This window comes from Clostridium lundense DSM 17049, from assembly GCF_000619945.1.
GTDB lineage: Bacteria > Bacillota > Clostridia > Clostridiales > Clostridiaceae > Clostridium_AO > Clostridium_AO lundense.
Genome location: NZ_JHVC01000001.1, coordinates 674,771 through 688,299 on the forward strand (window position 1 = coordinate 674,771; position 13,529 = coordinate 688,299).

Sequence of the window (13,529 nt, forward strand, 5' to 3'; positions counted from 1 at the left end):
AATTTGAAGGGAGGTAAATTATGAGTCATATACTTGAAACTACTGTAGCTGGAAGAACGCTTAAAGTAGAATCTGGGAAAGTAGGTGCTCTTTCAGATTGCGCTATACTTGTAAGCTATGGAGATACAGTAGTATTAGTAAATGCCAATGCATCAAAAGAACCAAGGGAGGGCATAGACTTTTTTCCATTAAGTGTTGAATATGAAGAAAGGTTATATGCTGTAGGTAAAATACCAGGAGGATTTATAAAAAGAGAGGGTAGGCCTTCAGAAAAGGCAATACTTCATGCTAGAGCTATAGATAGACCATTAAGACCATTATTCCCTAAGGGATATAGAAACGATGTACAAATAGTTTGTACCGTTGTATCTGTAGAACAGGATAATGCACCAGATATTTTAGCTATGAATGCAGCATCTTTAGCTTTATGTTTATCTAGTATTCCTTTCACTACACCAGTTGCTACTGTTTCTGTAGGATTAATTGATGGAGAGTTTATATTAAACCCTACTCAAGCCCAAAGAGAAAAAACAGAATTAACTCTTACTGTTTGTGCTACAAAAGAAAGAGTTATGATGATTGAAGCAGGTGGAGAAGAAGTAGAAGAAGATACAATGTATAAAGCTATAATGTTTGCTTTTGATCAGTGTCAGAAAATAGTTGAATTCCAAGAAGAGGCTATGGCTAAATTTGGAAAAGAAAAGGTTGAACCTGTACTATATAAAGTTGATGAAAATATAGAATTTGAAGTAAGAGACTTTGCTTTCGATATGATAAAAGAAGCTATGTATATTACAGATAAAGATGAAAGAAATGCAGCTATGGATACAGTAAAAGAAAAAATTGATGGGGAATTTGGTGAAAAATATCCTGATAATAAAGCAGATATAGGTGATGTAGTATATAGAATACAAAAAGAAGTAGTAAGACATATGATTCTTAAAGAAAAGAGAAGACCAGATGGTAGAGCCTTTAACCAAATAAGACCTATCAGCTGTGAAGTAGGATTACTTCCAAGAACTCATGGTACTGGATTATTCACAAGAGGATTAACTCAGGTAATGACTGTAGCTACTATAGGACCACTTGGTGATGTACAAATACTTGATGGTCTTGGTGATGAGGAATTTAAGAGATATATGCATCATTATAATTTCCCATCATACAGTACTGGTGAAGTAAGACCACTTAGGGGACCAGGAAGAAGAGAAATTGGTCATGGTGCTTTAGCAGAAAAAGCTTTAGAGCCATTAATTCCTTCAGAAGAAGAGTTTCCATATACTGTGAGACTTGTATCTGAAGTTTTAAGTTCTAATGGATCAACTTCACAGGCAAGTGTATGTGGAAGTACATTAGCATTACTTGATGCTGGAGTTCCAATTAGAAGACCTGCTGCAGGAATAGCTATGGGACTTGTTACTAGCGAGGATTTAACTGAAGAAGAAGTTCTTACAGACATTCAAGGTATCGAAGATTTCTTTGGAGACATGGATTTTAAAGTAGCTGGAACTGTTAAGGGAATAACTGCTATTCAAGTTGATACTAAAATTCATGGATTATCAAATGAATGTATAAAAATTACTTTAGAGGAAGCAAAAAAAGCTCGTTTATTTATATTAGAAAAAATACATCAGTGTATCCCTGAAGCTAAAAAAGAACTTTCACCATATGCACCAAGAGTTTACACAATGTCTATAGATCCTGAAAAGATAAGAGATGTTATAGGTGCTGGCGGAAAAACAATTAATAAGATTATAGCAGAAACAGGCGTAAAAATTGATATAAAAGAAGATGGAAAGATCTACATTATGTCAAATGATAGCGTGGGAGCAGATAGAGCTCTTAAGATTATAGATGATTTAACAAAGGATGTTAAGGTTGGAGAAATATATTTAGGAAAGGTTACAAGAATAACTAATTTTGGAGCCTTCGTAGAAGTTTTACCTGGTAAAGAAGGATTAGTTCATATATCAAAACTTGACTTTACAAGAGTAAATAAAGTTGAAGATATTGTATCTGTTGGGGATGAAATTCTTGTAAAAGTAACAGATATTGACGAACAAGGAAGAGTTAATCTTTCTAGAAGAGATGCCATCAAAAAGGAATCCGATAATAAGGATGAAATAAAATAACAAAAATAGAAGGGCTTTGTGCCTTTTTATTTTTTAAATAGATATTTTAATTTATGGGAGGAACATAATGTATAATTTAATAAAACTCAGTAATGGTTTAAGGGTAGTTTTAGAAGAAATAGACTATGTTAATTCTATAAGTGCAGGGTTATGGGTAAAAAATGGATCTAGAAATGAAAACAAGCAAAATAATGGTATATCACATTTTATAGAGCACATGCTTTTTAAAGGTACTCTTAATAGAAGTTCCAAGCAAATAGCAGAAGCAGTAGAAGATGTAGGTGGTCAATTAAATGCTTTTACTGGTAAGGAAGCTACCTGCTATTATGTGAAAATTTTAGATACTCATTTAGATTTAGCACTAGATGTAATATCAGATATGTTGTTTAATAGTAAGTTTTCTGAAGAAGATATAGAAAAAGAAAAAGGTGTAGTAATAGAAGAAATATATATGAATGAGGATTCTCCTGAAGATGTACTCATGGATTTACATAATGAAGCTATATGGGGAAAAGAGTCTATAGCACTTCCTATTTTAGGTACCATTGACACTGTGAAGTCTTTTACAAGACAGCAAATTGTAGATTATGTATCTTCTCATTACATACCAGAAAATTGTGTTTTATCTATAGCAGGAAAGTTTAATGAAAAAGAAATAATAAATTTAATAGAGAAGTATTTTGGAGAATGGAAAGTAAGAAATAAAGAAATAACTAACTATTCACATCCTGCTATATTAAACAATCATTTATTTAAAAAGAAAAAAATAGAACAGCTTCATATAAGTCTAGGATTAAATGGAGTAAAGGCAGGTAGTGAGGATGCTTATACTTTATTATTATTAAATAATATATTAGGAGGAGGAGCTTCTTCTATATTATTTCAAAAAATACGTGAAGAAAAAGGAAGATGCTATTCCATATATTCTTATTTAAGCTCTTTCAATAATGCAGGAGTAGTTACTATTTACACGGGACTAAATTCTAAATATGCTATAGAAGTTGTTAAATTAATAAAAGAAGAAATTGAACGATTTTCAAATATGGATATTTCAAGGGAAAGACTACTAAAAGGAAAAGAACAATTAAAGGGAAGTTATATTCTAGGACTAGAAAGTACTAGTAGTAGAATGTTTAATAATGGTAAATCTGTATTGTTTTTAAATAAGATAAATAAACCAGAAGATATAATTAAAAAGATAGATAATATTGATAATGATAAAATTAAAAAAGTTATGGATAATACTTTTAAAAAAGGTATTATAAATTCTGCTTATGTAGGAGAAGAATGTGACTTAGAATTAATGAAAATATTAATAGAAAAAGATACTATTCCCTTTAACAATAATCCATCAACCTTAATATAATATAATTAGTAGTAATAAATCCTTGGCATATTTCATAAGATTTTATGAAATATGTTAAGGAGGTTTTACAATGGAAGATAGTATAAAGCTATATAGCGAAATGGAAAGATATGAAATTATTAATATTAATGATGGAGATAAATATAACTGTCTATCAAATAATGATGTTATAATTGACGAGGAAGGAAACTTTAAGTTGCTAATTTTAGCAGATCCTAAAGTTAAATTTAGTTTTTTTGCAAAAAATGAATTTATTGAAGTACCTTGGGAATATATAAAAAAAATCGGAACAAAAACTATAATCATAGATGTAAATGAAAAAATATTAAAAAAGACCCATATATAATTGTGGAGGGATAATATGAAGATTTTAGTTCAAAAGTTTGGAGGAACATCTGTTTCAACTCATGAAAGAAGAATAATGGTTATAGATAAAATTATAAAAGCTCAAAAAGAAGGATATTCACCAGTAGTAGTAGTATCAGCTATGGGACGAAAAGGAGAACCTTATGCTACAGATACACTTCTGTCTTTAGTAAGTAAGAAATTAAAGGATAAAAATCCACTTTCTATAGACTTACTTATGAGTTGTGGAGAAATTATAAGTACTGTAGTAATGACAGATGAGCTTTTAGAAAAAGGAATTGATGCAGTTCCTATGACTGGTGGACAGGCAGGGATATTTACTGATGATAGTTACAATAATGCTTCAGTAGTAAATTTAGATGGAAGCAAAGTATTAGAAGTTATAAAACAGGGTAAAATTCCTGTAATAGCAGGATTTCAAGGCTTAAGTGACAAAGGTTTTACTACAACTTTAGGAAGAGGTGGAAGCGATGTAACTGGTGCTTTACTAGGAGTTTCGCTAAAAGCTGAACAGGTAGAAATATATACAGATGTTGATGGTATAATGACTGCAGACCCTAGAATTGTTTCAGATGCATCTTTAATAGAAGAAATTAGCTATAATGAGGTATTCCAATTTGCAGATCAAGGTGCAAAAGTGGTACATCCTAGAGCAATAGAAATAGCTATGAAAGAAAATATTCCATTAGTTATAAAAAATACATTAAGCAATTGTAAAGGAACAATGATTAATAATATTGGAGATATAAATTTAGATAATATTATTACTGGTATTACTCATATGAGCAATAGAATTCAAATTAAGGTATCACAAAATGAAAATAAGAATAATACTAACTATACTACATTATTAGGAACTTTGGCAGACAATTCTATAAGTATAGATTTAATAAATGTATTTCCTGAAGAAAGTATCTTTACAATAGATGGTAAAGACTATGATAAATTTGACAGTATAATGAATGGTTTGAATTTACATTACTCTCATATTGATAATTGTAGTAAGATAGCTATTATTGGAAGCAGAATGAGAGGAATACCTGGAGTAATGGCAAAAATACTTTATTCTCTTAATTCAGAAAATATTAAAGTCCTTCAAACAGCAGATTCACATACAACTATATGGTGTCTTGTAGAAGGGGACTTTACAGAGAAAGCTATAAATGTATTGCATAAAGTCTTTAAGCTAGGTGAGCATAAATAATACATGAATATTCTTCTCTCTTATGCACAAAATAAAATATGCTAGGAGGGAAGAATATGAGTGATGAAGTTGAAAAAAAAGAAGTTAAAAATGAGTTAAACAATATAAAGGAATTAGGTGTTAGTAATATTCCTAAAACAAATGAAAAAATATATGTGTTACCTATAATAGGTCAAATAGAAGGTCACATGGCAGGTCCACCACAAACAAAAAGCACAAAATATGAACATGTGATACCTCAATTAGTAAACATAGAAATGGACAGTAATGTTGAGGGAGTGTTAGTAATACTAAATACCGTAGGAGGAGACGTAGAAGCAGGTCTTGCCATTGCAGAAATGATTAAAAGTTTAAGTAAACCAACGGTGTCGTTAGTTATAGGAGGTGGTCACTCTATAGGAGTACCTTTAGCTACTTCGGCAGATTATTCTTTTATATCACCATCTGCAACTATGATAGTTCATCCTATAAGAATGAATGGTCTTATAATAGGAGTACCACAAACCTTTGAATATTTTAACAAAATGCAAGAGAGAATACTTGAATTTATTGTTAGAACCTCTAAAATTAAAAGAGAAGCTTTGCAAGAAATGATGATTAAAACTGATAATCTTCTAAATGATATGGGTACTATATTAATAGGAGAGCAAGCGGTTAAATGTGGTCTCATAGACGATGTAGGTGGCATAAAAGAAGCTCTAAATAAATTAAACAACTTAATAAGTGATAAAAATTTGAAAAAAGAACAGCCATAGGTTTAACCTATGGTTGATTTTGGTATGGACAAGTCATAGAAGGATAATTAAAATATTATGTAGAAATATTACAAAGGAGGTGATAGTATATGGGACGAAAGAAAGCAAAATACAATGCTGATAATGATATAAAGGGAATAATTTCCATTACTTTAGGAATACTGATGTTGATAAGTGTATTTTCTTCATCAAATTCCGGGTTAATTGGAAGGATGATAAAAAAATTACTTATTGCTGTATTTGGATTAGGGTCTTTTGTTTTTCCATTTTTAATTATTTTTATTGGAATTTGTGTTATATTAAAAAAAGGAAAGATAAATTTTAATAAGAAATTTTACGGAATAGTTCTTTTTTTACTTAATACACTTTTATGTATTGAAATGGGAGATATATCTATAAGTGATGGAAATCAAACAGTTTTTGAAGGAATTACAGCTATATATAATTCACAAAGTATGTTACATGGTGGTATAATATGTTATCTTATAGATATACCTTTATATAAGCTTTTTGGTAAATTGGGGTCCTTTGTTATTTTTATATCTATATACATAATTTCATTTATATTAATAAGTCAAATATCTCTATATACTATAATAGAAAAATTAAAATTAGAAAGAAAAATTAGTAAAGATAATAAAGAGATAATTTGTGAGGAAAAAGTAGATGAAAAAGAGATAGTTGCTTATGATGTTGAAAGTGAAGATGAAAGCAATACTAAAAAGAATAATAAGATTAAAATAATTGATTTTATTAAAAATGGAACTATAGAAAAAGAAGAAGAAGAACATCCTGTTATAGATGTTAAGTTTAGTAGTGAAAATGTAAAAAGCCATGATAATAAAGTTGATGAGGATATAAATGAAGAACTAGAAAAGGAAATAAGTAAAGGAAATTCTAATTTTAATATAGAATATAAATTTCCTAATATGAATTTATTAAATCAAAATATTAGTAGCAAACTAAATAAAGAAGATAAAAAAGGACTTTTAAATAATGCAGGTAAATTGGAAGAGACTCTGTCTAGCTTTGGTGTAGAAGCTAAAGTTATACAAGTTACCAAAGGCCCTTCTGTAACTAGATTTGAACTTCAGCCTAGTGCTGGTGTAAAGGTAAGTAAGATTGTTAATTTAGCAGATGATATAGCACTAAATTTAGCTGCATCTGGAGTTAGAATAGAAGCACCCATACCTGGTAAATCTGCTGTTGGCATAGAGGTACCTAATAAGGAATTAAGCCCTGTATTTTTAAGAGAAGTATTAGAGTCTGCAGAATTCTCTAATTTTAATAAAAATCTAGCTTTTGCGCTTGGTAAGGATATTGGAGGTAACTGTGCAGTTTGGGATTTAACAAAAATGCCACACCTTCTTATAGCTGGAGCTACGGGGTCAGGTAAAAGTGTTTGTATTAATACTCTCATAATAAGTTTGTTATACAAATATTCTCCTCAAGACGTTAAACTATTAATGGTAGATCCTAAGGTAGTAGAGCTTAACATATACAATGGTATTCCACACCTTTTAATACCTGTAGTGACAGAACCTAAAAAGGCTGCTGGAGCGTTAAATTGGGCAGTAAATGAAATGACTAGAAGATATAAACTATTTGCTGAAAATAATGTGAGAAATATAGAAAGTTATAATGAATTATTTGAAAAGGGAAGAATAGAAAGTAAGTTGCCATTAGTGGTTATAATCATAGATGAGTTAGCAGATTTAATGATGGTTTGTCCAAATGATATTGAGGATTATATTGGACGTTTAGCTCAAATGGCAAGAGCGGCAGGAATGCACTTGGTTATTGCAACGCAAAGACCTTCTGTAGATGTTATTACAGGAGTTATAAAAGCTAATATTCCATCAAGAATATCTTTTGCAGTATCTAGTCAGATCGATTCAAGAACTATTTTGGATATGTCAGGAGCTGAAAAATTATTAGGAAAGGGTGATATGCTTTTTTATCCTACGGGAGAATCAAAGCCTATGAGAATCCAAGGGGCTTTCATATCAGAAGAAGAAGTTGAAAAAGTAGTAGATTATATAAAAAATCAACAGTGTAAAGTAGAATATGAAGATAGTATAATAGAGGAGATAAATACTGCTACTCAAGTTAATGATGATAATAAAGATGAATTGTTAGAAGAAGCTATTAAAATAGTAGTACAAACAGAACAAGCTTCTACATCACTTTTGCAAAGAAGACTTAGAATAGGATATAATAGAGCGGCTAGAATTATTGAACAATTAGAAGAAAGAGGAATTATCTCAGGAAAAGACGGTAGTAAACCAAGGCAAGTACTTATAAATAAAGATGATATAGACTAAGGAGGACAATACATGAAAAAGTTAAAGTTTGGAGTAGTAAGTTTAGGTTGTGATAAAAATAGGATAGATGCTGAAATTATGATAAATAAAATTAGCAAAGACAATGAAATAATTAATGATCCTAGGGAAGCAGATGTAATAATTGTTAATACTTGCGGTTTTATAGAAGATGCTAAACAAGAATCAATAAATACTATATTAGAAATGGCAAAATATAAAAGAGGAAATTGTAAAGCACTTGTTGTAACAGGGTGTTTAAGCCAAAGGTATGGTAAAGATCTTCAGGAACTATTACCAGAAGTTGATATTATGATTGGTGTTAATGATTATGATAAGTTAGGGGAAGCAATAAATGCTGCTGTCCAAAAGAAAGAAAAAACTTATTGCTTTAATTATAGCGATAGTATAATAAATGAAGGGGAAAGAGTGTTAACTACTCTTAGTCATTATGCTTATTTAAGAATAGGAGAAGGCTGTGATAATTTCTGTACTTATTGTATAATACCACGTATAAGAGGTAAATATAGAAGTAGAAAGATGGAAAATATATTAGCTGAAGCTAAAGCCTTAGCTAAAAAAGGTGTTAAAGAAATTATATTAGTAGCACAGGATACTACAAGATATGGTATAGATTTATACAATAAAAAGATGTTACCTGAACTGATAAATAAAATATCAGAAATAGAGGAAATAGAATGGATTAGAGTTTTATACTGTTACCCTGAAGAAATAGAACAAGAGTTTATAGATGTTATGGCTACTAATGCTAAGGTGTGTAAATATTTAGATATGCCAATACAACATATAAGTAATGATGTATTAAAACCTATGGGAAGAAGAGGAAGAAAAGAACAAATTTTAAATACTATAAATAATCTAAGAAAAAGAATACCTAATATATCTTTAAGAACTTCTTTGATTGTAGGATTTCCAGGTGAGAGTGAAGCTAGTTTTAATGAGTTAAAAGAATTTATTAAGGAAATAAGGTTTGAAAAGTTAGGCGTATTTAAGTATTCTCAAGAAGAAAATACTCCAGCTGCAATTATGGAAAACCAAATAGAGGAAAATGTTAAAGAAGAAAGACAAAAGAAATTAATGATACTACAACAAGATATATCAAATGAACTGAATAAAAGCAAAATAGGAAAAGTATATAATGTTATAGTAGATAATCTTAATGAAGAGTATTATATTGGTAGAAATTTTGAAATGGCTCCTGAAATTGATGGTGCAATTTATTTTAAATGTGATAAAATATTAAATATAGGAGATATTGTTCCAGTTAAAATTGAGAGTAGCTCAGAATATGATTTAATAGGAGTTGTATATTATGAATCTAGCAAATAAGCTTACATTAATAAGAATCTTTTTAGTTCCTATTTTTTTGGTCTTTATCGCCGTTAAAGGTATTCCATATGGCAAAGAAATTGCCACAGCTATTTTTATTTTAGCTGCATTAACAGATAAGTTAGATGGTTACATAGCTAGAAGTAGAAATCAAATAACTAAGTTTGGAAAATTCATGGATCCTTTAGCGGATAAATTACTTGTAACGGCAGCATTAATATCATTAGTTGAATTACAAGTTATCCCCACTTGGGTTGCTATGATAATTATAGCTAGAGAGTTTGCAGTAACAGGTCTTCGTGCTGTTGCAGCAGCGGAAGGAATAGTTATTGCTGCTAGTGCATGGGGAAAGGCAAAAACGGTTACACAAATTGTAGCAATTGTACTTGCTTTGATAAGCATTAACAAAGGTAGCCTAAATGCTTCTTCTACATTAATGATAATTCCATACGACTATATAGTTATATTAACTAAAGTAGCTATGGCTGCTGCTATTATAATTACAATTATATCTGGATTAGATTATTTTATTAAAAATAAGGAAGCTATTAATACAGATAGATAATTTAATGTTTAAAAGTAGTAATTATGTGTATAATCATAAATAAGTAAAGTACTTAATAAAAAGATTGTGAAGCAATTTTTTTTGAGTATAGAGCAAAGAGCATAGAGTTCAGATAAAAGAAATCTTCTCCATATCTGTACTCTATGCTTTGTAATATGTACTCTTTAAAAAAATGTGTAGCACTTTTTTTATACGTTGACCTAAGGAAAAGTTTATTGTATAATTAAATAGAACAGACGTTCGAAAAGATGAAAGGATGGTGAACCCTTTAGGGGGATAATATGAATAATGAAAAGTTTAAAGCGATAGAAGCTGCTATGGGGCAGATTGAAAAACAATTTGGTAAAGGTTCAATAATGAAATTAGGGGAACATAGTGTATTAAATATAGATGCTATACCAACAGGTTGCTTAGGAATGGATATTGCGTTAGGGATAGGTGGAGTTCCACGTGGAAGAATTATTGAAGTTTATGGACCAGAATCATCAGGTAAAACAACAGTAGCACTGCATATAGTAGCTGAAGCTCAAAAAATGGGAGGAGCGGCTGCATTTATTGATGCTGAGCATGCTTTAGATCCAGCTTATGCTAAAAGATTAGGAGCAGATATTGATAATCTTATAGTATCACAACCAGATACAGGAGAACAGGCTTTAGAAATTGCAGAAGCATTAGTGAGATCAAATGCTATTGATGTAATAGTAGTGGACTCTGTAGCTGCATTGGTACCAAGAGCAGAAATAGAAGGCGAAATGGGAGATGCTCATGTAGGATTACAGGCTAGACTTATGTCTCAAGCTTTAAGAAAGTTAGCCGGATCTATAAATAAATCTAAATGTGTAGCTATATTTATAAATCAGTTAAGAGAAAAGGTTGGAGTTATGTTTGGTAATCCAGAAACTACTCCAGGAGGAAGAGCATTAAAATTTTACTCTAGTGTTAGAATAGATGTAAGAAGAATTGATTCAATAAAGCAGGGAGAAGATATTTTAGGAAATAGAACAAGAGCTAAAATAACTAAGAATAAGGTTGCTCCTCCATTTAAAAATGCTGAATTTGATATTATGTATAATGAAGGAATATCAAGAACAGGTGATGTTTTAGACTTAGGAGTTAAAGAAGAGTTTGTACAAAAAAGTGGAGCATGGTTCTCTTACAAAGATATAAGACTAGGACAAGGAAGAGAAAATGCGAAGCAATTTTTAAAGGAAAATCCTGATTTATTATCCGAAATAGAAAACTCTATAAGACAAAAATATGAACTACCTATTGTAAACAAACCAGAGGAAGATAAAAAAGGTCAAAAAGCTAAGTCAGAAAATAAAACTGAAGAAAATAAATAATAATATATTCCGTTATATAAAGAATATATATAACTTGACATAATGATAAAATTAATATAAAATAAATACAAAATCTGGTTTAGCGCAAAGATCCATTTGAATAATATGACACCTTTCTATGCTTTTATATTTATTACGAATAGATATAGGGACAAAAAAAGCAAAGGAGGTGTTCATGTGAAACCAATACCAATATATTATATACTAATAACTGCAGTAGTAGCTGCTATCGCAATTTATATTGATTTTTATATAAGAAAAAATGTATCCGCAGCTAAAATTTCTAATGCAGAAGAAGAAGCAAAAAAAATAATTGATGAGGCAGAAAAAAATGCTGAATCAAAGAAAAAAGAAGCTATACTTGAGGCTAAAGAAGAGGTTCATAGATTAAGAAATGACTTCGAAAAAGAATCAAGAGATAGAAGAAATGAAATTCAACGTTTAGAGAGAAGAATAATTCAAAGAGAAGAATTGCTTGATAAAAAAAGCGATATGTTAGAAAAAAGAGATGAAACTTTAAACAAAAAACAACAGGAAGTTGCTGAATTAGAACAAAGTATTCAAGAATTGTATAACAAACAAAGAGAAGAGCTAGAAAGATTGTCAGGATTAACATCTGAGCAGGCTAAAGAAGTATTGTTAGAGGAAGTTAGCAAAGAGATTAAACATGAAACTGCTATGATGATTAAAGAAGTTGAGGCAAAGGCTAAAGAAGAAGCTGATAAAAAGGCAAGAGAAGTTATTACATATGCCATTCAAAGATGTGCTGCTGATCACGTAGCAGAAACAACTGTATATGTAGTAAACCTTCCAAACGACGAAATGAAAGGTCGTATAATAGGTAGAGAGGGAAGAAATATTAGAACTCTCGAAACTTTAACCGGAGTGGATTTAATAATTGATGATACACCGGAAGCAGTTATTCTTTCAGGATTTGACCCAATAAGAAGAGAAGTTGCAAGAATTGCATTGGAGAAGCTTATAGTGGATGGACGTATTCATCCAGCTAGAATTGAAGAAATGGTAGAAAAAGCTAAGAAAGAGGTTGAAAATGACATTAGAGAAGAGGGAGAACAGGCAACCTTTGAAACTGGTGTTCATGGACTACATTCTGAATTGGTAAGATTATTAGGTAGATTGAAGTATAGAACTAGCTATGGTCAAAATGTTTTGAAACATTCTATAGAAGTTTCATATTTAGCGGGTTTGATGGCTTCAGAACTAGGTATTGATCCTACATTAGCTAAGAGAGCTGGATTACTCCATGATATAGGTAAAGCAGTAGATCATGAAGTTGAAGGACCTCATGCAATAATTGGTGCAGAGGTAGCTAAAAAATATCATGAATCTTCTGTAATAGTAAATGCAATAGGTGCACATCATGGTGATGTAGAATCACAATCTCTAGAAGGAATATTGGTTCAGGCTGCTGATGCTATTTCAGCTGCAAGACCAGGAGCTAGAAGAGAAACTTTAGAAGCTTATATAAAGAGATTGGAAAAATTAGAAGAAATAGCAAATTCATATGAAGGCGTAGAAAAGTCATATGCCATTCAAGCGGGTAGGGAAATCAGAATAATAGTTAAACCAGAAGAAATAGATGATGCTGGGTCAGTTGAAATGGCAAGGAATATTGTAAAGAAAATAGAAGGCGAATTGGAATATCCTGGTCAAATCAAAGTAAATGTTATAAGAGAGACTCGAGCTATAGACTATGCAAAGTAAAATAGTTTAGAAAATAAATCCTTTTAATCTTGTAAATGTAATAAACTTTACAAAATTAAAAGGATTTTTTCATTATGTGTAGAATAATATAATTAGTATGTATAACAAATTTAGTTAAATTATAGGAGGTTTATTATGGAAGTATTAAAAGTTTCAGCAAAATCAAGTCCAAATAAGGTTGCAGGAGCACTAGCAGGAGTTTTAAGAGAAAAAGGAGGCGCTGAAATACAAGCAATAGGTGCAGGTGCGTTAAATCAAGCAATTAAATCTGTAGCGATTGCTAGAGGGTTTGTAGCACCAAGTGGTATTGATTTAGTATGCATACCAGCTTTTACGGACATAGAAATTGATGGCGAAGAAAGAACTGCCATTAAATTAATTGTACAACCAAGGTAAATATTG

11 protein-coding genes are annotated in these 13,529 nt (G+C 30.5%); all 11 read left to right on the plus strand.

Annotated features, from left to right (window positions below; genetic code table 11):
- Positions 1 to 20 precede the first annotated feature (20 nt).
- The 11 genes from T514_RS0103270 (at position 21) to T514_RS0103320 (ending at position 13,523) form a co-directional block, all read left to right on the plus strand.
- Positions 21 to 2,132 (plus strand): polyribonucleotide nucleotidyltransferase, encoded by a 2,112-nt coding sequence (locus T514_RS0103270; RefSeq protein WP_027623475.1) that lies wholly within the window; start codon positions 21 to 23, stop codon positions 2,130 to 2,132.
- A gap of 67 nt (positions 2,133 to 2,199) precedes the next feature.
- Positions 2,200 to 3,498, plus strand: a complete 1,299-nt coding sequence (locus T514_RS0103275; protein ID WP_027623476.1) for a M16 family metallopeptidase — start codon at positions 2,200 to 2,202, stop codon at positions 3,496 to 3,498.
- A gap of 70 nt (positions 3,499 to 3,568) precedes the next feature.
- Entirely contained in the window at positions 3,569 to 3,844 is a 276-nt protein-coding gene (locus T514_RS0103280) for a YlmC/YmxH family sporulation protein (RefSeq protein ID WP_027623477.1), read from the plus strand.
- 15 nt (positions 3,845 to 3,859) lie between these two features.
- Positions 3,860 to 5,068, plus strand: a complete 1,209-nt coding sequence (gene dapG, locus T514_RS0103285; protein ID WP_027623478.1) for an aspartate kinase — start codon at positions 3,860 to 3,862, stop codon at positions 5,066 to 5,068.
- 56 nt (positions 5,069 to 5,124) lie between these two features.
- Complete coding sequence (locus tag T514_RS0103290) at positions 5,125 to 5,823, plus strand: ClpP family protease (protein WP_027623479.1); 699 nt, start codon at positions 5,125 to 5,127, stop codon at positions 5,821 to 5,823.
- 89 nt (positions 5,824 to 5,912) lie between these two features.
- Positions 5,913 to 8,147: an FtsK/SpoIIIE family DNA translocase gene (locus tag T514_RS0103295; protein ID WP_027623480.1), complete on the plus strand. Its 2,235-nt coding sequence runs from the start codon at positions 5,913 to 5,915 to the stop codon at positions 8,145 to 8,147.
- A 12-nt stretch (positions 8,148 to 8,159) separates the two neighbouring features.
- Positions 8,160 to 9,494, plus strand: a complete 1,335-nt coding sequence (gene rimO / locus T514_RS0103300; RefSeq protein ID WP_027623481.1) for a 30S ribosomal protein S12 methylthiotransferase RimO — start codon at positions 8,160 to 8,162, stop codon at positions 9,492 to 9,494.
- Positions 9,478 to 10,059, plus strand: a complete 582-nt coding sequence (gene pgsA, locus T514_RS0103305; protein WP_027623482.1) for a CDP-diacylglycerol--glycerol-3-phosphate 3-phosphatidyltransferase — start codon at positions 9,478 to 9,480, stop codon at positions 10,057 to 10,059. The genes rimO and pgsA overlap by 17 nt, the downstream gene beginning before the upstream one ends.
- A gap of 281 nt (positions 10,060 to 10,340) precedes the next feature.
- On the plus strand, positions 10,341 to 11,402 hold the full coding sequence (recA, locus tag T514_RS0103310; protein WP_027623483.1) for a recombinase RecA: 1,062 nt from the start codon (positions 10,341 to 10,343) through the stop codon (positions 11,400 to 11,402).
- Positions 11,403 to 11,594: 192 nt separating this feature from the next.
- Positions 11,595 to 13,127 carry a ribonuclease Y gene (rny, locus tag T514_RS0103315; protein ID WP_423219343.1) on the plus strand — a complete coding sequence of 511 codons (1,533 nt, stop codon included), beginning with the start codon at positions 11,595 to 11,597 and terminating at the stop codon, positions 13,125 to 13,127.
- A gap of 135 nt (positions 13,128 to 13,262) precedes the next feature.
- Positions 13,263 to 13,523 (plus strand): stage V sporulation protein S, encoded by a 261-nt coding sequence (locus tag T514_RS0103320; RefSeq protein WP_027623485.1) that lies wholly within the window; start codon positions 13,263 to 13,265, stop codon positions 13,521 to 13,523.
- Positions 13,524 to 13,529 lie beyond the last annotated feature (6 nt).